The sequence below is a fragment of the Leeuwenhoekiella aequorea genome, from assembly GCF_004104375.1.
Taxonomy (GTDB): domain Bacteria; phylum Bacteroidota; class Bacteroidia; order Flavobacteriales; family Flavobacteriaceae; genus Leeuwenhoekiella; species Leeuwenhoekiella aequorea.
Map to the genome: position 1 here is coordinate 134,451 of NZ_QOVM01000007.1, position 23,293 is coordinate 157,743.

General features: G+C 34.8%; 20 protein-coding genes and 1 pseudogene. 10 read left to right on the plus strand and 11 right to left on the minus strand.

The annotated features are described in order from the left end of the window. Positions 1-41: 41 nt before the first annotated feature. The 4 genes and pseudogenes from mazG to ruvX form a co-directional block, all read right to left on the minus strand. On the minus strand, positions 42-815 hold the full coding sequence (mazG, locus tag DSM00_RS14185; RefSeq protein WP_128758635.1) for a nucleoside triphosphate pyrophosphohydrolase: 774 nt from the start codon (positions 813-815) through the stop codon (positions 42-44). 238 nt (positions 816-1,053) lie between these two features. Beyond that, positions 1,054-1,440 (minus strand): annotated as a pseudogene (locus DSM00_RS14190) (DUF5606 family protein); the annotation flags it as partial. A 116-nt stretch (positions 1,441-1,556) separates the two neighbouring features. Continuing rightward, positions 1,557-2,144, minus strand: a complete 588-nt coding sequence (gene def, locus DSM00_RS14195; protein WP_128758637.1) for a peptide deformylase — start codon at positions 2,142-2,144, stop codon at positions 1,557-1,559. 44 nt (positions 2,145-2,188) lie between these two features. After that, positions 2,189-2,596 carry a Holliday junction resolvase RuvX gene (gene ruvX / locus DSM00_RS14200; protein WP_128758722.1) on the minus strand — a complete coding sequence of 136 codons (408 nt, stop codon included), beginning with the start codon at positions 2,594-2,596 and terminating at the stop codon, positions 2,189-2,191. A 131-nt stretch (positions 2,597-2,727) separates the two neighbouring features. Here ruvX and DSM00_RS14205 point away from each other — a divergent pair, with 131 nt between their 5' ends. Together DSM00_RS14205 and DSM00_RS14210 are read left to right on the plus strand one after the other, a co-directional pair. After that, positions 2,728-3,543 (plus strand): 2,3,4,5-tetrahydropyridine-2,6-dicarboxylate N-succinyltransferase, encoded by an 816-nt coding sequence (locus DSM00_RS14205; RefSeq protein ID WP_128758638.1) that lies wholly within the window; start codon positions 2,728-2,730, stop codon positions 3,541-3,543. 69 nt (positions 3,544-3,612) lie between these two features. Further along, entirely contained in the window at positions 3,613-4,674 is a 1,062-nt protein-coding gene (locus tag DSM00_RS14210; protein ID WP_128758639.1) for a glycosyltransferase family 9 protein, read from the plus strand. Here the strand turns inward: DSM00_RS14210 and DSM00_RS14215 are convergent. Next, positions 4,664-5,485 (minus strand): glycosyltransferase family 2 protein, encoded by an 822-nt coding sequence (locus DSM00_RS14215; protein ID WP_128758640.1) that lies wholly within the window; start codon positions 5,483-5,485, stop codon positions 4,664-4,666. The two genes, DSM00_RS14210 and DSM00_RS14215, sit on opposite strands and share 11 nt — an antisense overlap. A gap of 56 nt (positions 5,486-5,541) precedes the next feature. Between DSM00_RS14215 and DSM00_RS14220 the strand changes: the two genes are divergently transcribed. Continuing rightward, on the plus strand, positions 5,542-6,543 hold the full coding sequence (locus DSM00_RS14220; protein ID WP_241652428.1) for a glycosyltransferase family 2 protein: 1,002 nt from the start codon (positions 5,542-5,544) through the stop codon (positions 6,541-6,543). Here DSM00_RS14220 and DSM00_RS14225 read toward each other — a convergent pair. Next, positions 6,540-7,301: a lipopolysaccharide kinase InaA family protein gene (locus DSM00_RS14225; RefSeq protein WP_128758641.1), complete on the minus strand. Its 762-nt coding sequence runs from the start codon at positions 7,299-7,301 to the stop codon at positions 6,540-6,542. The genes DSM00_RS14220 and DSM00_RS14225 overlap by 4 nt on opposite strands. A gap of 65 nt (positions 7,302-7,366) precedes the next feature. Here DSM00_RS14225 and DSM00_RS14230 point away from each other — a divergent pair, with 65 nt between their 5' ends. From DSM00_RS14230 to DSM00_RS14255, 6 genes are all read left to right on the plus strand, one after another. Further along, positions 7,367-8,422 (plus strand): glycosyltransferase family 4 protein, encoded by a 1,056-nt coding sequence (locus DSM00_RS14230; protein WP_128758642.1) that lies wholly within the window; start codon positions 7,367-7,369, stop codon positions 8,420-8,422. 143 nt (positions 8,423-8,565) lie between these two features. Next, positions 8,566-9,153: an L-threonylcarbamoyladenylate synthase gene (locus DSM00_RS14235; RefSeq protein ID WP_128758643.1), complete on the plus strand. Its 588-nt coding sequence runs from the start codon at positions 8,566-8,568 to the stop codon at positions 9,151-9,153. Positions 9,154-9,159: 6 nt separating this feature from the next. Next, positions 9,160-10,593, plus strand: coding sequence for a CCA tRNA nucleotidyltransferase (locus DSM00_RS14240; protein ID WP_128758644.1), 1,434 nt, complete (start codon positions 9,160-9,162; stop codon positions 10,591-10,593). Positions 10,594-10,600: 7 nt separating this feature from the next. Further along, positions 10,601-11,632, plus strand: coding sequence for a COX15/CtaA family protein (locus DSM00_RS14245; RefSeq protein WP_128758645.1), 1,032 nt, complete (start codon positions 10,601-10,603; stop codon positions 11,630-11,632). Between the two features lie 121 nt (positions 11,633-11,753). Further along, a complete protein-coding gene (locus tag DSM00_RS14250; protein WP_128758646.1) occupies positions 11,754-12,287 on the plus strand; it encodes an IS1096 element passenger TnpR family protein in 534 nt (177 codons plus the stop codon). A 49-nt stretch (positions 12,288-12,336) separates the two neighbouring features. After that, positions 12,337-13,401: a nucleoid-associated protein gene (locus tag DSM00_RS14255; RefSeq protein WP_128758647.1), complete on the plus strand. Its 1,065-nt coding sequence runs from the start codon at positions 12,337-12,339 to the stop codon at positions 13,399-13,401. 48 nt (positions 13,402-13,449) lie between these two features. On the opposite strand, the gene uvrB is transcribed toward DSM00_RS14255, so the two are convergent. From uvrB to DSM00_RS14275, 4 genes are all read right to left on the minus strand, one after another. Further along, positions 13,450-15,450 carry an excinuclease ABC subunit UvrB gene (uvrB, locus tag DSM00_RS14260; RefSeq protein ID WP_128758648.1) on the minus strand — a complete coding sequence of 667 codons (2,001 nt, stop codon included), beginning with the start codon at positions 15,448-15,450 and terminating at the stop codon, positions 13,450-13,452. A 185-nt stretch (positions 15,451-15,635) separates the two neighbouring features. Next, complete coding sequence (locus DSM00_RS14265) at positions 15,636-18,365, minus strand: T9SS type B sorting domain-containing protein (protein WP_128758649.1); 2,730 nt, start codon at positions 18,363-18,365, stop codon at positions 15,636-15,638. 93 nt (positions 18,366-18,458) lie between these two features. Further along, positions 18,459-19,289 (minus strand): ABC transporter permease, encoded by an 831-nt coding sequence (locus DSM00_RS14270; protein WP_128758650.1) that lies wholly within the window; start codon positions 19,287-19,289, stop codon positions 18,459-18,461. A gap of 8 nt (positions 19,290-19,297) precedes the next feature. After that, entirely contained in the window at positions 19,298-20,197 is a 900-nt protein-coding gene (locus DSM00_RS14275) for an ABC transporter ATP-binding protein (protein WP_128758651.1), read from the minus strand. 93 nt (positions 20,198-20,290) lie between these two features. Here DSM00_RS14275 and DSM00_RS14280 point away from each other — a divergent pair, with 93 nt between their 5' ends. Continuing rightward, a complete protein-coding gene (locus DSM00_RS14280; protein ID WP_128758652.1) occupies positions 20,291-21,364 on the plus strand; it encodes a hypothetical protein in 1,074 nt (357 codons plus the stop codon). A gap of 43 nt (positions 21,365-21,407) precedes the next feature. On the opposite strand, the gene DSM00_RS14285 is transcribed toward DSM00_RS14280, so the two are convergent. Continuing rightward, positions 21,408-23,207 (minus strand): glycoside hydrolase family 15 protein, encoded by a 1,800-nt coding sequence (locus tag DSM00_RS14285; RefSeq protein ID WP_128758653.1) that lies wholly within the window; start codon positions 23,205-23,207, stop codon positions 21,408-21,410. Positions 23,208-23,293: the final 86 nt, after the last annotated feature.

Sequence of the window (23,293 nt, forward strand, 5' to 3'; positions counted from 1 at the left end):
GATTACATATAAAGGTCTAATATTTAATTAATTCGTAATAATTAGCATTTTTTTGCCTCTTCCCAGAAAATATCCATCTCTCTTAATGTCATATCCATTAAGTCTTTATTATTCTCTTTGGCCTTTGCTTCTATATATTGAAAACGTTTAATAAATTTTTTATTGGTTCGTTCGAGAGCGCTTTCGGCATCAATATTTAAAAAACGCGCATAATTAATCATCGAAAAAAGCACATCACCAAACTCGGCTTCCATTTTATCCTGATCTTTAGCATCTACCTCAACTTTAAATTCTGAAAGTTCTTCTTGCAATTTTTCAAAAACCTGTTGAGGCTCTTCCCAGTCAAAGCCTACACCGGCAACTTTATCCTGAATCCGTCCCGCCTTCACTACTGCTGGTAATGATCTGGGAACACCTTCAAGAACAGATTTCTTTCCTTCTTTAAGTTTTAGATTCTCCCAATTACGCTTTACATCTTCCTCATTCTCAACTTTCACATCTCCATAAATATGGGGATGTCGAGTAATTAATTTTTCGCAAATGCTATTAGCCACATCTGCTATATCAAAGTCACCGGTTTCACTTCCTATTTTTGCATAAAAAACAATATGCAATAACAAATCGCCAAGTTCATTTTTTACTTCGGTAAGATCATTATCTAGAATTGCATCTCCTAATTCATAAGTCTCTTCTATAGTTAAATGACGTAGACTTTGTAATGTTTGTTTTTTGTCCCAAGGACATCCTTCCCGCAGTTCATTCATTATGGTTAGCAAACGATCTATTGCCTTTAACTGCTGTGCTCTGTCATTCATAGTAGATGCATATTTAAACTAAAAAACCACAATCTGAAATCTTCAAATTGTGGTTAAATTATAAAAAGTAATTAATTTATTTCTTTCGGGCTGCAGTACTTTTTGCACTAGCACCTTTTTTTGCAGTAGAAGATTTTGCTACTTTACTCTGCGGGTTAGCAGATTTTACTGTTTTAGGTTCAGCTTTTACTGCAGCTTTAGGTTTTGAATCTTCGGTTGAATCTATAGAATTCTCAGTCTCTTTTTCACCCAGAAGATCATTCTGTTGTAATAAATTATACCACTGAATAACTTTTTTAATGTCGCTAGGGTAAACGCGATCTTCATCAAAATTAGGAAGAATTTCAAAAAAATAAGCTTCTAACTCGTCTTTAGATGATTTATGGTCGATGGCTTTACCTCCATTTTCTTTAGCTGATATTTTAGCAAAAACTTCACGTAATGGAGATTCTCCATCTAATGTATAAATAGATATTTCCGAAAGTACACTTACATTATGTCTTAGACCTACCGGCATTTTCTTACCATCGGCAAGTGATTCTGCAATAAAACCAGAACGTGTTTGCGCACGTAAATGATATAATCCAGGCTTACCTGAAATGGAAACTATTTTATCTAAACTCATATTATATTTTTATCCGCGAGAGCGGGTTTAATTTCTAAAATTATATTCTCTAAAAGGGTGGCAAATATCTAGGCTCTTTTTGAATTTTCAAAATTTATTAAAAGCCCAAATTTAATTTAACGCATTTTCTTATCTGGAAAACGCATTCGGTAATCTGCATTTGTTTTTCCTTTACTTATACCGGCTAATTTGTTTTTAATAATACGCTTTTTTAAGCTACTTAATTTATCGGTAAATAAAATGCCTTCAATATGATCATATTCGTGTTGAATAACACGTGCCAGCAAACCATCAAATTCTTCAATATGCTCATTAAACTCCAGATCTTGGTATTTAATTTTGATATTAGGACATCTAAAAACATCTTCATTAACACCGGGAATACTAAGACAACCTTCGTTAAAAGCCCATTCATCACCAGTTTCTTCTAGTATTTCTGGATTTATAAATGCTTTTTTAAATGTTTTTAAACGTGTTTGCTCCTCTTCAGATAAATCTTCATCATCGGCAAATGGCGTTGCATCTACCACAAATAAACGAATAGCTTTTCCTATTTGAGGTGCAGCAAGGCCTACTCCACTTGCTCCATACATCGTATCAAACATATTAGCTACAAGCTTGTCTAATTCAGGAAAATCCTTAGCAATAGGCGCAGCCTTTTTTCTTAAAACAGGGTCGCCATAGGCAACTATAGGTAAAATCATTAGTCTTTAATTACTTTATTATTCAGTTTTACTTTCTAGCAATCTTATAAATTATATAGGTAGGATTGTAGAATTATTGTAGCACTTATTTCATCTAAAAGTGCCTTATTTTGTCTTTTCTTCTTCTTTACACCACCGGCAATTAATGATTGGGCAGCCATCTTAGAAGTAAATCGTTCATCTACACGTTCTATACGCACAGTAGTAATTTTCTCTAAATTTTCTCGAAATTTACTAATAGCCACCTCCACCTCAGAGGCACTGTTATTCATACGTTTAGGCTCTCCTAATAGTATAAGTTCAACTTGTTCTTTTGCCAGATACTCTTTTAAAAAGCTAAGCAAATTTTGAGTATCTACGGTTGTTAATCCAGATGCGATGAGTTGCAACTCATCAGTTACCGCTATACCTGTACGCTTTGTACCATAATCTAACGCAAGAATACGAGCCATAATATTTTTTGGCAAAAATAAGGCTTTAAAACTTATAGCGGGTATCTTGGTTTTTTTATTGTGCCTAAACTATCTTTAGCCTCTAAATCTTTTAAAGATTTATTTATTTAAATAACCGGAAATCTTATTAAATGAAACAAGTACAAAATGTAATTGAAGCTGCTTGGGATGATCGATCTCTTTTAACTGAGAAAGTTACTCAAGATGCAATACGTGAAATAATTGAACTTCTAGATAACGGAACATTGCGGGTTGCAGAACCAGATGGTGACGACTGGAAAATTAATGAATGGGTTAAAAAGGCAGTTGTACTTTACTTCCCTATTCAAAAAATGGAAAAGCTTAAAGTGGGAATTTTTGAATACCACGACAAAATGCCACTTAAAAAAGGGTATCAAGACAAAGGAATACGCGTTGTACCTAACGCTGTTGCACGCCACGGAGCTTACATATCTAAAGGTGTAATATTAATGCCTAGTTATGTAAACATTGGAGCGTATGTTGATGAAGGCACTATGGTAGACACCTGGGCAACAGTAGGTAGTTGTGCACAAATAGGTAAAAACGTTCACTTGAGTGGTGGTGTAGGTATTGGTGGCGTTTTAGAACCTTTACAAGCCGCTCCGGTAATAATTGAAGATGATGCTTTTATAGGTTCTCGCTGTATTGTTGTTGAAGGAGTACGTGTAGGTAAAGAAGCTGTTTTAGGTGCTAATGTAGTTCTTACAGCATCAACAAAAATTATAGATGTTACCGGCGACAAGCCTCTAGAAACTAAAGGTTATGTTCCTCCTAGATCTGTTGTAATTCCTGGTAGTTATACTAAGAAATTTGCTGCAGGAGAATACAATGTTCCTTGCGCACTTATTATAGGTACTCGTAAAGAAAGTACAAATAAGAAGACATCTTTAAATGATGCTCTTCGCGAATATGACGTTGCAGTATAATTAGGCAATAATAGAATAGATATCAGGATTTAAATTTAACGAATCCGCCTTTTTTGATTTTAAGTTTTAATGAAAATACTAATCATAAAGAACAAACGGATTGGAGATGTTCTTGTAGCTTCTATAGTTGCAAATAATCTTAAAAAAATCTACCCTGATTCTCATATTACTTTTCTATGTTATGATTATGCAGCGCCCGTTTTGCTGCATAATCCTAATGTAGATCGTGTTTGGCAAATAAATGACCAAGAGTTAAAGCAGGGATTAAATTTATTTAAGCTCGCTAAAGAATTGCGTGCAGAAAAATTTGATCTTATTATAGACCTGTATACTAAGCTTCAAAGTCAGATTATATCTGTTTTGAGCAGTTCAAAAAAACGAATTGGTTTTGATAAACGTGTTATTCCGTTTGCTTACACACACAAGATTCCAATCTTAAAAAATAGAATTTCAGACTACGGAAAAGCTATAGACGACCGCCTTAATGTTTTGAGATTTCTCAATTCTAATGTCCCTCTAGATCCCCATCCTAAATTATATATTTCTCATAATGAACAAACTACCATAGAAAGTTTGCTCAAGGATAAAGGCTTTGTAATAGACAAACCTAGCGTAATGATAGGTGTTCTGGGAAGTGATCCCACAAAATCGCTACCCCTCGCCTATGTAGCAGAAATTATAGACTACATTAGTACACATTATGATGTGCAAATTTTACTGAATTATATTCCCGAACAACGACCTCTGGTAGATAAGTTACTAGCTCTTGTTAAAGATAAATCTCAAGTGTTACCTGAGATAATGGGAAAAAATATACGGGAATACATATTGATTATGAACAATGTAGACGTATTAATCGCAAATGAAGGAGGCGCCGTACACATAGCTAAGGCACTATACAAACCTACTTTTACAATATATTCTCCCTATGTAAATAAAGAGCATTGGGCTACATTTGAAAATGATCATAAAAACGAATCACTCCACTTAAAAGAACTCAAGCCAGAACTATTTAGTGATATATCATCTAAAGAAATAAAAAAACAGACTAGCGAATTATACAATCAATTTAAACCTGAAAAAATAATACCACGTCTAGCTTCTTTCTTAGATAAAAACCTTATTTCTTGACAATGCCATAAGGTGTGAAAATGCTTTTATCAGATTTTGTAGCATCACGTATTGCTCTGTTTTTAGATATTGATTCTTGATTCTTGTACCCTCTTGGATGATCCAGGTGTAAGCAAATTGCACTATAGCGTATTTGTTTTCCTTTTATACCAAGATTAACGAGTCGCTCTCCTAATTCGCGATCCTGTCCTCCATACTGCATACGCTCATCAAATCCATTTACTGCGAGAATATCTTTTTTCCAGCCAGAAGCATTGTGGCCATTCCAGGTAGGTTTTGTAGGAGTTATAAAATTTAAAAATTTCTCTTGTAGCGCACCGGAGTCAATTTTGTTATTCTTAAAAGATTTTGGCATACCTCGCTCCAACAGCCATTTAACATCAAAGCAGTTTTCTTGCTCTATATCCTTATTGCTAATTGCTTTTGAAGTAGAAAGCGGAAGCATATGGTAACCACCACTTAAAAAATAACCTGTTTCTTTATATTTAACATGTTGTTCCACAAAGTCTTTCCGCGGAATACAGTCTCCATCTGTCATTATCACATAATCACTAGTACATGCCAGAAGTGCTTTGTTTAAAATTTCAGATTTCTGAAATCCGTTATCTTTATGCCAAACGTGAATAATAGCAATATCAGTTTTTAATTTAAACGCATCAATAAAGTCTTTTGTTTCAGATTTTGAACCATCATCGGCTATAATAATTTCGAAGTCTCGGTAGGTTTGCATTGTAAATCCTACAAGTGTCTTTTCGAGCCAATCGATAGCATTATAGGTACTTATGATTACTGAATTTGCAGGCTGCTTCATCGATGAAAAAATTTCTGTAAAATTAGTTATTTTTGCCCTACTAACATCTCTCAAAATTGACGCATACTCCTATTACCGTTATAATTCCTACCTACAACGAGGAACATTTCATTAAGCAAGCCCTACAAGCTGCGAGTTTTGCAGATGAGTGCATCGTTATCGATTCGTATAGTACAGACCATACTTTAGAAATCGCTAAAGATTTTAATTGTAAAATCTTAGAACGAAAATTTGATGACTTTTCAAGCCAAAAGAACTTTGCCATTAAAGAGGCTAAAAATAATTGGGTTTTTATTCTTGATGCAGACGAATACCTATTACCCAAACTGCAAAAACAAATTATAAATGCCGTTTCTTCAAATCAGCATAAAGCTTATCGAATACTACGTCGTAATTATTTTATAAATCGATTTTTAAAAAATGGTAGTAATGGTCGGGATTCAGCTATACGTCTTATTCATAAAAATTACTGTCATTATGAAGGTCTCGTTCATGAACGCATGATTGTAAATGGCTCTATAGGTTTACTACCAGCATTTATGTATCATTATACGTACAGCAATCTTCGTACTTTCTTAAGCAAAAAAAATAAATACTCTTCTTTTCAAGCACATCAGAAACACAATAAAAATTCAAAAACCTCCTACCTACATTTGCTCATAAAACCATCAGGGAGATTTTGGGGTGAATATATTCTTAAATGCGGTTTTCTAGATGGAATAGCAGGATTAACCAGTACTCGTATGAACAGTTATGGCGTCCTAAGCAGATATGTAAAACTTCGTAATCTCAATACTAAGACTAAAGAGGAACGGCTTCAAAATTATGATAGCTTTAGCTTGTCTTTAAACACTTATGCGCACTCACACCCTATTAAAAAACCAATGTTAGGTTACTTTAGCTTTTTGTTATTGCCTAAACTAACTTTTATAAAGTATTATCTATTGAAGGGAAATGCCTTAAAAGGAAAAGATGGCTATGCGCTAAGTTATCTTTATAGCTTTCAAAAGTTTCAACAATTAGTTTATGGATGGCTAGAAAAACGTGGTCTCGACTAATTAGTTTTCCAGAATTTCAACTTCTTTTTTAAAGCTTTTTTTCGGTAGAACTTCTGTTGAAATTCGGTAGTATAGCTCCACATACTGGATTTTGTTTTGAGAAGATCGTAACCGCCGAGTGCTGCATATTCCGTAGCCATAATATCGATCATCTCTTTATGAGGCGTAAGTCTGCTGAAATTTCGCATTCGGGTCTCAAAATCCAGATCACCAAACTCCATTCGATTTAAATCGACAAGATAAAAATCATAACCCTTCTCTTTTTTTACAATTAATGTATTTCCGGGAGAATGATCTAAGAAGTGAATTCCCTGTTCGTGCATTCTAAACGTAAATTGTGTAAATGCTTTAAGAATCTGTGTGCGATTAGGATAATTTTTGTCTTCAATAAGTTTTCTATAAGTTAAGTCGGCATTTAAATTGTCACAGATATAAAAACTTTTTCCAAAAAATAAAACGGATTCTTCAGTTGCATATGCTATAGGCTTAGGAGTTAAAACTCCTTTGCTCAATAGCTGCTGAGCATACTCAAATGAACGTTGAGCTTTTGACTTTCTTAAGAACTTGTAAGCAACTTTGTTGATTAAATTAGGAACTTTAAAGGCTTTTATAGCCACCTCGTCACGGTCTAACTGAAATATTTTTATCTGATTGCGGGAACCATCAGAAAGCATTCTACCCTGTTGCTCAAAATTTTCGAGTAAGGCTTGTAGTTCTATAAGACTATTTTTATGACTTTTGTCAACGACGATTTTCATAACTCAAATTAGACAGCAAAAATAGTTTTAATTATACGAGTACTCAAACGGGATAGCTATTTAGAATGAAGCAAATTTTTTTAGAATCACACAATATCAAGAATCCATATTTTGGTTTTGGTCAGTTTAATTACCATTTGATTAAAGCACTTTATTCAATTAATGATCCAGAATTTGAATTTACACTTCATGCTAAGGATTTCTCTAAACTTAAAGATGAATTCGGTTCCCATTTTAATTATAAAAAGTATAAGTCGATAACAAGATATCCTTTGTTCAGGATAGCAAAGCGTTATGATCTTTGGCACTCTTTAAATCAAAATATCAAAATTGAACCTCGTCATAAAATTCCCTATGTAATGACCGTTCACGATATTCATTTTATTGATGAAAAAGGTGATAATGAATCAAAGCAAAGATTTATTGACAAGCTAAATAGATGCAGTGCTATAATATATATTTCAAAATTTGTCCAGAAGCATACACGGGAACACTTTAAAATTCCGAAGGTGCCAGAATATGTTATTTACAATGGAAATACCATCTTAAATTCTGAACTACCTGAAACGCATAAACCTTCTTTTTTGCCTGTACGAAACTATTTATACAGTATTGGAGAATTTACAGAACGCAAAAATTTTGGCTCTTTAGTTAAAATGCTAGCTTATCTTCCAGACTATGATTTGATCTTATCCGGCAATTCAGATAAGCCCTATTACAAAGAACTGTTGACGCTTATTGCAGAATTAAATCTTACAAATCGCGTGCATATAACGGGAAAAGTAAGCGATGAGGACAAGAAATACTATATGAAAAATTGTACAGCATTTGTATTTCCGTCTCTTAGAGAAGGTTTTGGCATCCCTCCAATTGAGGCAATGACCTTTGGTAAACCTGTTTTTATGTCAAATAATACATCCCTTCCCGAAATAGGTGGTCGCGATGCATTTTACTGGGACCATTATGATCCCGAATATATGGCTCAAATCTTTTTTGCGGGTATGGAAAAAAGCGATAATGATCCTGATTTTTCTAAGCGCGTTAAAGATCACGCAAACACCTTTAATTGGAATGAAACAGCACGTAACTATCTGGCAGTTTATAAAAAGGTCTTATCATAAAGTCAATTTATTTAAGAGTAACCAAAGCATTCTTCTTTTCTTCCATTAAGACCTCTCAATTACGCTGGTGATTTAATTCACAAAAGGAAAATAAATACCGACTTTTACAAAAAAGTTAAGACCTAGCTCAATTTATCATTTTTATGGCCGCTAAACGATACGAACAGAATATTATTGATGAAGTAAATGAATCTTTAACCATACTTAAAAGAGGTGGACTTTTGCTCTACCCTACCGATACGGTATGGGGAATAGGTTGCGACGCTACTAATGCTGAAGCGGTAGATAAAATTTTTGCTTTAAAAAAACGCGCTGAAAGCAAATCACTGATATGTCTTGTAAGTGACTTTAAAATGCTGAATCAGTATATAGAAAATATTCCGGAGATCGCTTATAGTATTTTAAAATATGCAGATCAGCCTACAACAATAATTTATGATGATCCTATTCGCATTGCTGAAAATCTAGTTGCGGAAGACAATACTCTGGGAATACGTGTTGTTGAAGATGGATTTTGCAAGGCATTAATTAAAAAGCTCGGAAAACCATTAGTTTCTACATCGGCAAATATTAGCGGTGAAAAAACCCCTATGCGTTATCCAGAAATATCCCAGCCTATTTTGGAGGGAGTAGACTATATCGTAAATTTGCAACGCAAACATAAATCGACCAAATCTTCGACAATTATCAAGTTGAAAAATAACGGTCAGGTTGAGATTTTACGAAAATAATACTACATGTCAATCCCCAAATATCCGGAAGCCTTAAAGCCTAAAATCTTTGATGTAATCTCACAAGCTTCTGAAGAATTAGCATTAGAAAGCTACGTGATAGGTGGATATGTGCGTGACTTTCTTCTAAACCGTGGCTCTGCAAAAGATATAGATATCGTAGCAGTAGGAAGCGGTATTGAGCTTGCTAAGAAAGTTGCTTCTTTACTAAAACATAAGCCTAAAGTACAAGTTTTTAAAACCTACGGTACCGCTATGCTTCGTGATGGAGATATTGAGGTTGAATTTGTAGGTGCGCGTAAAGAATCTTATACAGAAGACAGCCGTAACCCTGTGGTTAAAAACGGTAGTCTGGAAGACGATCAAAACAGGAGAGATTTCACGATTAATGCGTTAGCTATCAGCTTAAATAAAGCTACATTCGGAAATCTAATTGATCCTTTTGATGGTATTATTGATTTAGAACGCGAGCTTATACGAACTCCGCTAAATCCCGATATCACATATAGTGATGATCCACTCAGAATGATGCGGGCGATTCGTTTTGCAACTCAATTAGATTTTACAATTGACCGTAAATCGCTTGATGCCATTACTGAAAATAAGGAGCGTATAAAAATAATTACAAATGAGCGCATTGTCGATGAGCTCAATAAAATTATGCTAAGTACAAAACCCTCAAAAGGTTTTCTGCTTTTAGAAAAAACAGGATTACTCCCGCTCCTATTGCCAGAGCTTACAGCTTTAAAAGGTATTGAAGAGAAAGAGGGCCAGAAGCATAAAGATAACTTTTACCACACATTAGAAGTTGTGGATAATATTTCTGAAAATACCTCAGACCTTTGGTTACGATGGGCAGCATTATTACACGATATAGGTAAGGCTCCAACAAAGCGTTTTGATAAAAAAATAGGCTGGACATTTCACGGTCACGAATTTGTAGGCTCAAAAATGGTCTATAAACTCTTTAAGCGCTTAAAGATGCCGCTTAATGATAAGATGAAACTCGTTCAGAAATTAGTTTTGATGAGTTCGCGACCTATTGTGATTGCTGAAGACTTCATAACAGACAGCGCAGTAAGAAGACTCATTTTTGATGCGGGAGATAATCTCGAAGAATTAATGACACTCTGTGAAGCAGATATTACTACAAAGAACCCGAAACGTTTCCGTAGATATCACAATAATTTTAAAACTGTGCGCTCTAAAATTGTTGAAGTTGAAGAGCGGGATCACCTTCGTAATTTTCAACCACCAGTAAGCGGAGAAGAAATTATGAAAACATTTTCTTTAAAACCATCTCGGGAAATTGGTTTAATTAAAGAAGCGATTAAAGAAGCTATTCTAGAAGGTGAGATTCCTAATGAATATAGTGCTGCGCATAAATTTATGCTTCAAAAAGGTGCAGAATTAGGCTTAGAAGTGGTAACTAATTCCTAGATATCCAATGTATAGAAAATCGATAATAGTAGCCTTAATTCTGGTTTATCTGGTAATAATAGCTGGGGCTGTAGTGCGTATGACAGGTAGTGGAATGGGATGTCCAGACTGGCCAAAATGTTTTGGATACATAATTCCACCTACAGAGCAAAGTCAGTTAGACTGGCATGCAAATCAATCTTACAAAAAAGGTCAGGTTATTATTTTTGATGAGTCATTGCGAATAGCCAAAGAAGATTTCAACACGAGTAACGCCTTTGAAGCAAAAAACTGGAATGGATATGACAAACACGATTATGCAGTTTTTAATCCCTGGCATACGTGGATAGAATATGTGAACAGATTGTTTGGAGCATTAGCCGGACTTGCATTTTTAGTTATGCTGGGAGCTGCTCTATTTAAAGAGCGTAACAAAAAGCGTATTACACTCTCTATCATTGCTGTCCTTCTAATAGGTTTTCAAGGGTGGATAGGCGCAACTGTAGTGTATTCTGTACTATCTCCTGTGCGTATTACAATACATATGGTAATCGCACTTATTATAGTTGCATTGCTAATTTATATGCTTTACGAGGCTACAGAACACAGCTTAAAATTTAAATATGATGCGTCGTTTAAAACTGGAATGTTAGTTGCTCTGGCGCTTACACTGGTTCAAATAATATTAGGTACACAAGTACGACAGCACGTAGATGATACTATAGATAATGTAGGTTACGCCGCTAAATCATTATGGTTAGAAAGACCGGAGCTTACCTTTTACATACACCGCTCCTTTTCAGTGATTGTATTTTTATTAAACGCATGGTTATTTCAGAGAAACAGAAAAAAAGGATTGGGTCATAGTTCGTTTAATTGGGTGGTTCTATTAATATGTCTGGAGATACTTACCGGTATTTTAATGTATTACTTAGATTTCCCTTTTCTATCTCAACCTTTACATTTAGTAATTGCCTCTGTTTTATTTGGAATTCAGTACTATATTCTACTTACTGCATTTAAAGAAAAAACGGTGCATAATACCACGACTCTAGTCTAAATTGTATCTTTGCCAGCACCCTAATAGAGGGTTTGAGGCATTGCCTTGATGTCAATTATTTCACATTTAAAGATTTGAATACCTAAGCTTAATAAGCTATGTATTTATAAAATTACACGTTATGATTTACCGTTTTCGCATCATTTTAGATACCGAAGAAGATATTTTTAGAGACATAGAAATAGAACAATCTGCAAGCTTTGAAGATTTACATAATAGCATCACCCAAAGTTTTGGTTTTGATGGTACAGAGATGGCCTCATTTTATGTAAGTGATGATGAGTGGACACAAGGTGAGGAAATCGCATTATTTGATATGAGCGATGCAGAAGTGCCACTCAGAACGATGCAGGACACTTCTCTTGAGCAAATGCTTAATCAAGATCAGACGCGTATGATTTATGTCTATGACTTTTTTAACCTATGGACGTTTTTTGTAGAGTTAGCAGAAATCACAGAGCCCGACGAGAGTGTATCTTATCCTAATCTGATGTATGTGTTCGGTCAAATTCCTGCGCAAGCACCAGAAACAGATTTCTCTGGAGAGGAGAGCGACCAGGATGCGGACGACTTTGATGACGATGACGATCCGTTTGATGATGATTACGATATTGAAGATTATGAAGGTCTCGATTTTGATGAGAATTGGAATTAAATCCAAAGTTCAAAATTTTGATGCGTGTGCTAACAATTAAACTTAATTAATGATCAATTTATATTCTACGCAAATAGAATCACTTTCTATTCATCGTATTGGTAATAAAAGTCGTAGTGAAGGCGCTTTTATATCTAAAGAGCGTTACGCTCTAAATGACGAAATCACACCCCTATTAAAAGAATTTTTTTTTAAGCCATTTCGCGAGAAAGAAGAAAATTATTACCAGTTTGTTCATGAATCAGATTTAGAATTTCATTCTCTGTACAATTTGATTACATCTCTTTTTGCAAATCCTGCAGATTCACATAAAATATCGAGTGAAATTGCCTCACTTCTTTATGAGCAATCAAGTCACCCGCATATTAAAGCCGGCGAAGTTTATGTAGCACACCTAGAAAATGTAATGCTTGATAATGAAAAAGTAGATGCTGTAGGTATATTCAAATCTGAATTAAAACAAGATTTTCTGCAATTTGAAGAAGCAGAAAGTAATTTGAATATGCAATTAGAACAAGGTGTTAACCTTAGCAAACTAGACAAAGGCTGCCTTATCTTCAACAAAAATGGAGAAAACGGCTATAAAATTCTTTCTAGTGATTCTAATCGTTATGACACCAAGTATTGGCTAGAAAACTTTCTGGGAGTTGATATGCTTGCCGATGAGAACTTTTATACTAAGAAGTATTTAAAGTTCTGCCAGGACTTTGCCAAAGACGTTGTATTACCCGCAGAAGATAAAAAAGAAGAGGTAATGTTTATGAATCGTGCTGTTAACCATTTTGCAAAAAATGATGAGTTTGTAGAGCAAAACTTTATGAACGAAGTAATGGAAAACCCAGCACTAATTCCTGAATTTAATAACTACAAGTTAGAAAAAGCTCCTAAATATAAAATTGAAGATCTTACTTCATTTCCTATTGCCAATACTGCGGTTACTGCAGCCCGTAAAAAAATTAAAAGTGTTATCGAACTCGACACACACATTCAGATTAAATTAGACTTTATAAATCCTGAAAGTGCAGAGAAATTTGTAGAAAAGGGATGGGATGAAGAGCGCCAAATGTATTACTATTTGGTTTACTTCAATAAAGAACAAAAATCAAAAGCTTAAATTTAAAAAAACCGAATCTTTTCAGATTCGGTTTTTTTTTGCTTGTAATTAAGCAAGTTCTTTTACTTGATCCTGATAGGTTTTAATTCGATCTCTAAGTTTGGCAGCCTCCATAAAGTCAAGTTCCTTAGCTGCAGCTTCCATTTTTTTACGAGTATCGCGTATAAGTTGTTCGAGCTTTGGTTTACTCATATACGTAGTTTCTGGTTCTGCTGCTAAATTTAAAAGTTCCTGAGCCTCTTGCTTAAATTTATCTGTTTTAGCCAGTGCGCTATCCAGAGATTTTTTAATTGCAATAGGTTTTAATCCGTGCTTCTCATTAAAATTAATCTGTTTCTGTCGTCTATAATTAGAATCATCTATAGTTTCTTGCATACTGCGCGTAATTTTATCTGCATACATAATAGCAAGACCATTAATATTACGGGCAGCCCGACCTATTGTTTGAGTGAGAGAACGGTTACTTCTTAAAAAACCTTCTTTATCGGCATCCAGAATTGCTACTAGCGATACTTCTGGCAAGTCAAGACCTTCACGTAATAAGTTAACTCCTACAAGTACATCAAATATACCTTTTCGCAAATCCGACATAATTTCAACACGCTCAAGTGTATCTACATCAGAGTGAATATAGCGGGTTCTTATATTTACACGAGTCAGGTATTTTGTTAATTCCTCAGCCATACGTTTTGTAAGAGTAGTTACAAGTGTACGCTCATCTTTATCAACTCGCTTGCTTATCTCCTCAATAAGATCGTCTATTTGATTAAGACTCGGTCTTACCTCAACAATAGGATCTAATAAACCTGTAGGGCGTATAATTTGCTCTACATACGTACCTTCAGACTTTTGTAATTCATAATCTGCAGGTGTTGCACTTACATAAATAACCTGATTTTGTAGTTGCTCAAATTCTTCAAATTTTAATGGTCTGTTATCCATCGCAGCCGGTAACCTAAAGCCATATTCTACCAGATTTTCTTTACGACTACGATCTCCACCGTACATCGCACTTACCTGAGAAACAGTTACGTGACTCTCATCAACAACCATCAAATAATCATCAGGGAAATAATCTAATAAGCAGAAAGGTCGCGTACCGGGTTCTCTACCGTCCAGATAGCGTGAGTAATTTTCAATACCACTGCAATACCCCAACTCGCGAATCATTTCAAGATCAAAATTTGTTCGCTCTTCAAGTCTCTTAGCTTCAAGATGCTTTCCTATTTCTTTAAAATATTCAACCTGCTTGACCATATCAGATCCTATCATATCTATAGCCCCCTGTAATCTGTCGGGACTGGTCACAAACATATTTGCAGGATAGATATTCAAGCGACTGTACTTTTCTAGTATTTCATTAGTTGTAACATCAAAAGCTTCAATCTCTTCAATCTCATCACCAAAAAAATGCACTCTAAATGCGTGATCATCATAACCCGGAAAGATATCTACAGTATCTCCTTTAATTCTGAAGTTTCCGCGGTTAAAATCCCCTGTAGTACGGCTATATAAACTTTGAACTAATCGTTTAAGCAATTGCGTACGAGAAATAACCATATCTCTTTCAATGCTAATTACATTTTTCTGAAATTCTACAGGATTTCCTATACCATACAAACAGGAAACTGACGCAACCACAATAATATCGCGCCTTCCAGATAACAGGGAGGAAGTCGTGCTTAATCGTAATTTTTCTATCTCTTCATTAATCGATAAATCTTTTTCTATGTATGTACCAGAACTCGGTATATATGCCTCTGGCTGGTAATAATCGTAGTAAGAAACAAAGTACTCTACCGCATTTTCAGGAAAGAAAGCTTTAAACTCACTGTAAAGCTGTGCTGCTAACGTTTTATTATGAGCTAAAACTAATGTGGGTTTTTGTACTTCCTGAACCACATTTGCGACGGTAAAGGTTTTACCACTCCCGGTAACTCCCAGCAAAGTTTGGTAATGTTCGCCAGCCTCGAGACCTTCAACTAATTGTTTTATGGCTCCGGGTTGATCACCAGCTGGTTTAAACTCTGAATGTATATTGAATTTCAAAATATCAAGATTATTTATTAAGCACGTTACTGCTAATCCAGTCAGATATTAATGAAAAATTAATGCAATTAATACTGACTCTCCTTTTAGGATAATTACAAAATTAAACTATTTGAGATACAGCTTAGGTGCAATATGTCTTAGGAGAAACTTAAAGTTTTTCTCCATCCTAATATGAAAAGTATTTAGCGCTTTAAAGTGAAATGTGATTTAAATATTCTGCCGTCTTCTAAAAGAACATCAAACCAATAATCACCGGACGGTAAATTCTCTCCTCTAAATGTACCATCCCACCCAGAGCCTAATGGATTAAGTTCTTTGAGCAATTTACCATACCTGTCAAATACTCTAATGACCGTTCCGGGTTGTACCATATCACTTATTCCCTGCACCTGCCAAGTGTCGTGGTAACCATCACCGTTAGGTGTAAAATACTTCATAAAACCGATTATGCTAAATTGCTTTTCAACAATTCCGCAACCTTCTTTTGAACGTACATAAACCGTATGAAAACCAGGTAATAAACCGAAAAACTTATTGTCATCTTGATAAGGACCTATAGGATCGTCTAATGTAAATTCATAAGCTCCACTACCAGAAATAGTAATTACAGCTGTATTATTCTCACTAGCGTCTGTTACTGCAATATCCTCGATTATGGCTGCTTCTTTACGATCAATTGTAAATGTAAGTTCTCTATAACATCCCGTTAAAGCATCGGTTACGCGTAATGTATGGTCTCCAGTTAAATTTGTTTGCAAATCTGGTGTTGTTTGTCCTTCTGGTAACCAGAGATATGTATAACTTCTTGAAGTGTCTAAATTTGAATAATCTGGACTGTAGGTTTGTAATTCTGGGAATAAAGCAACACAATAAAAAGCTTCATCAGGAAGAGTAAAATTAGGTCTTGTATTTACTTGTAAATCTAGACTACTAATTGCATAACAATCATTAGCATTTTCTACGCGTGCATAAATAGTTTGAAAATTCTGAGTGGCGTTTGTATATCTAATAGGTAATAGCTCGTTAGGATCTTCTAAAAGAGCTCCACGTTCTGTTAAATAATAAAACACATCTGGAGCACCTGTGCTAGCTCCAATCATTTGTGAATCTGCATCCCTTAAATTAAATTCTGAAAAACCGGTATCGCTAAGATCACAATTTTCTAATAATCCTGAAGAGGCCGCGGTACTACTAACACTCAAATTAAGTGCTGCGGCAATTGAACAACCTGCGGGATTAGTAATCTTTGCGTATAGTATTTCTGAAGGAGATTTATTTTCATATCCTATGGGATCTATAGCATCTATTCCTAAAATTGCCTGTGTGAAGCTAGGATGATACGTAATAACTAAATTAGGATCCCCGGCCTGAAAAGCTTCGTCTGCCTCAGAAAGATTAAATACACTCAAACCATCTGCATTAGCTGCATCTTCACACTGCACTAATCTAGAGCCCCCATTAGCAACAGGCAAGGCATAATAGGTTACCTCAGCATATCCAATTTTTTCACAACTGCCATCATTAGGATCTAATCTAAATTCATAGTTTTCGGTATAAGGCAGGGAGACGCCTGTTTTTTGACTAATATTTAAAAAGAAGTTCGTTTCCGAAGGAATCTGTGTTCCATTTAAATACCAGCTATAAGTTGCTCCAGGTACTGCTTCGTACTTCAAAATATAGCTATCTCCTTCACACAATGCGAGTTTTTTAGTATCCTCGTTATTTTGAATGATATCTAATTCATTAAACAATGATTGATTAAAAGGAGGTAATCCTTGATAACTTATACCAGATCCGAGATTTACAGCTTTATCTTTGTAATTACTTGCAACGCCAGAGTTGTTGGGATTTTCAATAACTCCTAAATAAGGTATACCAACATCATAAGCTAAACTCAGCGCTCTGTAAATTTTACCGTTTGGAGCTAGTTGCAAACTTCCCCTAAAATAACTTTGTTGGTCAAGCAGTACTTGACTTGCTGAAATGTCTAATGCGGTTAAATCATATTGAATTAATGAAGAATAATGACCTACGGGAAGAGGATCGTTATTATTATTAGAACTATTTAAATATAAAAAATTATTGTTAGGAGAAAACTCTACACCGTACGCAGCAGTGTTGCGGCCGTTTATAGCCAATTGATTCACATTATTGGCTAAACCTGTCGCTGGATCAAAATCCGCCAAAAATAAACCATCTTCCATATTTGCCAGAGCAATTTTTTGACCATCTGGAGAAAATTTTAAATTTCCTCGGTGATCCTCAATCGAAATCCTTAAGTTAGTTTTAACCGGACTTGTTTGTAAACCGCTGCTATTAATTTCATAAGCATATAGTGTGGTCAAAAAATCCTCATTACCACTAGTACTTGAAAATGTCACCATCCAAACGCTGTTTGTAACACAACTTTTAATAACCGCACTTAATTTTTCTGATGAATAATTGAGAAGCTTTCTATTTTTTAAAGTAACCTCTCCCAATGGATCTGAATTAAAACTAACAACACTATAATTTAAGCCCTCGTTAGGATCTGTTTGACGCACGCGAGTATCTATCGTAAAAATGTAATAGATTCCCGGTGTGTTAGGTTGAGGAATTATAATGGCAGATTGAGTACTCGATGGATTGCCGTACAAATTATCACCATTAGTCATCATCGAATGATCTGATCTGTATACCGTTGTGCCATCTGTATAAAATAACAAAGCGCCGTTTTCATCGCTAATTGTGGCGCTTCCTTCTAGAGTCGACAATTTTCCATTATTAAGAACTGTGGGAGTAGAACTGCTAAAATTAAGACCAGCATTTCCTCCAAAATACCAATTATTAGCTTGTCCTTGTGCGTGTAGTTTTAAAACTGAGCAGATAAGAAGTAAACAGAAAAATATTCTTTGTAAGGTAGTTTTTTTCAAGAGGCATCAAATTTCGCCTAATTTAGACCATTATCAGCACAAATGAAAAAACTTTCGGTAACAGAATAAGAAAAGAGATTAAGTGATAAATTATTACAAATCACGCTTCTTAAGCAAGGCGTAAGCACCATAAATGAATAGGAATATCCATACCAAAACGATTAGTGCTTCATACCAATGCAATGCATAATCTATTTGTATATCTGCCTGCAGTTGGTTTGCTGCTGCTTCAATAAAATTAAGACGCTGAAAAGGGAGATTAATTAAATTTTTCATTGCCTCTAAAGGAAAAAACTGAACGATACTATCTGCCAGTTCAGCACTTCCTTTCCATCTCAAAATACCATAAAAAATATTTTCAAAAATCCACCAGACAAATAGAAAGCCGAGTGCAAATGCAGAACGCTTAACTAACACGCCTAAGAATAAGCAAAACGAAAAGAAACCAACTAATTTTAAAAAATACGCCAATAGAAATTCCATCTCACGAGTAACAATACTAAACTCGGTATAATCTGAAAATGAGTAACCAAGGATAAGCGTCATTATAAACATAAACAGCGTAGAAAGCAGCGCAAATACAACAACTGTATAAAACTTCGAAAGCATAAATTCTTTCTTGCTCAAGCCGTCAATTAAATTCTGCTTTAACGTACGGTTGCTATATTCATTAGAAATCATAGAAACAATAACAATCGCCAAAAAGAATTTTAAGGTAGATGCCACCCAGGTATTAAAGTGCCAAATAAATGGAAAGTTAAAAATCCCCTGATCTGCAATACGTATCTGTATATCACCCAGATTGAACTCGATAGAAGCGATAAGCGCGATAAATGACAGAATCACAAAGTAAGCTATACTTAAAACTTTTGAAGATCGACTGTGTTTAAGTTTGTAAAATTCTATTGAAAGTAATCGTAACATCCGGATGTTTAGTTTAGGTTGGCAGTAAGTTGTAAAAATTGTTCTTCAAGACTTTCTTTACGCATAACTAAATGAGAAAGAACGATATTTTTCTGAAATAAGTAACTGTTTAATGCTTCGGCAGAAAGCGGATTTTTCAAGAAGGCAGTGATCAATCCATTTTCTTCTTTTAAAGATGAAAAATCGGGATGCGTTTCTAGTGCTAATATTAAATCTTGTTGGCGTTCACAGCGCAACTCAAAGAAACCGTGACTTGCATTAAGTTCATCTACAGGGCCAGAATATAATTTTACACCATTTCTAATAATCACCACGTGGGAACAAACTTTCTCAACCTCATCGAGCAAATGCGATGCTAATAGAATAGTGGTTCCGCCAGAGGCTATATTTTTTATAATTTCTCGTATTTGATGAATTCCCTGCGGATCTAAACCATTAGTAGGTTCATCAAGAATTAATATTTCGGGATCATTTAATAAGGCAGACGCGATCGCTAATCGCTGCTTCATTCCTAAAGAGAAGGTACTGAACCTACTATCTTTTCTATCAAGAAGATGAACAACCTCTAATTTTTCCTCTATTTTTTTTGGATCCACATCTTTAATCGTACAAACCAACTTAAGATTTTGGGCTGCAGTCATATAGGGATAAAAGTTAGGTCGCTCAATTATTGCTCCTACCTTTTTTAATGCGTTATGTGTGGTATCGTTTCCATCAAACCATTTAAAATCTCCGGAAGTCGCATTAACTACATTGAGAACCATACCTAAGGTTGTGGACTTACCACTACCATTAGGTCCTAAAATCCCGTAGACGTTTCCTTTTTCAATGGTAAAACTCAGATCATTTACAGCTTTTACTTTTCCGTAATGCTTAGTGAGATTTTTAAGGGTAAGAATTGTATTCAAAAGCGTAATTTTAAGATTAGCGTTCTTTAACAAGACGATCTTATACTTGTTTTGTTACAGCTCTTAGTACCTTTGTAAAAATCCCTCTTAGTTATGGAAGACAAATTGATGTCACGTAAAAAACCCACTTATCCTATTAACAATACTCTAAAAGAGTATTTAACTAAATATAATAGGGAAATTAAAATACCGGTATTTTATGAAGACCTGCTTCGGTTCTCTGGCGGAATAAATATCTATGACAAAAACGATAATGATACACTGTGGATAAGCGTTTATTACTCAGAATTTGAACGTGTAGAGTTAGAAGAGAGTTTAAAGAAGGTCTATACTATATTGCATTCCGATGGTAGTGAAAGTATGCTTCCGTTTTTAAAAGTTGCGGCAATTGACTACTGCACTTTTGGCAATTCAAAACCTTTCAGAATAAAGATTAATAATATTTACAATGACAACTACACATATTTTTATGTAAAAAAAGCAGATGCCAGCCGTGTATATGGGCTAGATCTCGAGCATATTTTATCTCCTAACCGTATTAACTTCCTGGTTTATAAAGACACATTAATTGAGGAGCACATTGTAGGTATTCCCGGCGATGTATTTATATCAGAATATTTAGATAAATGTGATGATGTAGGTAAAGCGCAATTAGCAAAGGAATTTGTGAAATTTAATGAACGTTGTATGATATTACTTCTGGGAGATATGCGTTCTTATAATTATGTAGTAATTCCTACCCACGATTTTGATCATATTAAGTATAAAATAAGAGCTATCGACTTTGACCAACAATGCTTTGAAGGGAATTATAAAGTATACAAACCGCATATTTTTAAAGAGAATTTTAAAATGGTTGAGCTTGTTTCTAGTAGACTTAGAGATAAATCTATAGAGCAATATCGAGAAGAAGAACGTGCTGTACTTGCCAAACGAATTATAACTTCAAAAAACAGATTGAGGAGGTTACTTAAATGTATGAGCCAAGACACCATATCTAGTGAAGAAAATCTACACAACTTACGTGGTCAACTTTATGAGTATACGATGGATATGAAATTTAGACGCGCACAATCTATGGGACAAATTGTAAAAACCGCTCTCGCATTTGTCAAACGTAATTATGAAGATGTAAGTATGAAACGTATTATGCAGGCACGCTATTAAAGAAAAAAACCGGTCTTGAGACCGGTTTTTTTTTATCTAGACATTAATAAACTATAGGCTTAAAACGATCTTCTTTTGTACTATTCTTAGAGAAATTAGCAGCAGTTTCAATAAGAGCCAGATGTGAATATGCCTGCGGAAAATTACCTAAAAGACGTTTTGTTTTGAAGTCTATATCTTCACTAAAGAGTCCGAGATGATTACTGTACGATAATAATTGGTCAAAATACTTAATCGCCTTTTCCTCCTCTCCTATTTTATACAAACTATCAATTAGCCAAAAAGTACATATTGTAAACGACGAATTAGGCTCTCCAAAATCATCATTATTTCTATAGCGATACATCAAACCATCTTTACACAATTCACGCTCTGTGGCCTGAACAGTAGATATATATCGCGGATCATTTGCATCCAGAAATCCATATTGTTCCATAAGCAAGGTGGATGCATCTAAATCTTTTGAACCATATGATTGGGTGTAAGCTTGCTTCTCTTCGCTCCACGCGTTCTTACAAATATCATCGTGAATCTCTTTGCGCAGTTCTTCCCATTCACCCAGATTGCCACGTTCTAAAACACACGCAATTTTTATTGCACGGTCGATTGCTACCCAGCAAAGTAATTTTGAAAATGTAAAGTGTCTATCTTCTGTACGCAATTCCCAAATACCTTTATCGGCTTCCTTCCAGTGTTGCTTAACTATTTTTACTATACCTAAAATTACCATCCACAGTTCTTCGCTATTATCAAGTGTAGTTTCAAACTGCAGAAATTGCTGGTAAATTACCTCCATTAAAATACCATAAATATCATTCTGTCTTTGTATGTAAGCCGCATTACCTATACGTACCGGTGATGAATTTTTATAGCCAGAAAGATGATCTAAAGTTTCTTCGGTTAAAGTTTTCTCTCCATTAATGCCATACATAATTTGCATTTTCTCATCTTTATCTGGTAACGTGTCAATAATAAATTGAAGAAATTTACGGGCGGACTTAGTATGTCCCAAACTAGATATCACACGTATTACCATGGATGCGTCACGTACCCAACAAAATCGATAATCCCAATTACGCACTTCTCCTATGGTTTCTGGCAATGAAGTAGTAGCCGCTGCAAGTACTGCTCCAGATTTCTCAAACGTGAGTGCTTTCAAGGTTAAAGCACTTCGCATAATTTCCTTTTGATATCGGCTGTATTTAGTGGTTTTGTCTGCCCAGTTCATCCAATAAACTTTAGTTCGCTGAAATTTTAAATAGGCTCGATCCAGAGATTGTTCCATCAATTTCTCGTGATAGGAGATCAGGATATAAATATTAGAAGTAAGATCTATTTTTTTTCCTTGCAGAACGTCTTCCTTATTTAAATCTGTATAAAAATATAAGGAATCATATTTTCCTTCTTCAGTATAACTTTCTAAATAATCTTCTTTATTAACTGTAATAGTTTTATTACGGGCATATTCTAATTTAGGCTCATACTTGCAAATAAATGACGGCTTACCCCTTACAAGACGCACAAAGCGAATAATATCTGGTGGTGCATAATACTTTCCGTCTGGTTTTTCATAACGCGGCATAAAGTCAAAAACTTCAAATGCATCTTCCCCATTATCATACATAGTCCGCAAAATGTTTGTATCCCACATATATTTTTGAGTTATTGTATAGTCTGCGGAAACCTCAAAACTTTGAAATCCTCCCTTTTCTTCATCGAGTAGTTTTGCAAAAACAGAAGGCGAGTCAAAAATGGGTAAACAACACCAGTCTATTGATCCCTTATCAGATATAAGTGCAGCACTTCTACAATTTCCTATAATTCCATAATTCAAATTATCCATAAAGTATTTTAAATTCTAAAGTTCTATTAAACCTGAGGTCTAAAACTTATTGTTTTCCGAAATTTAAGCATTACTAAAAACTTAAT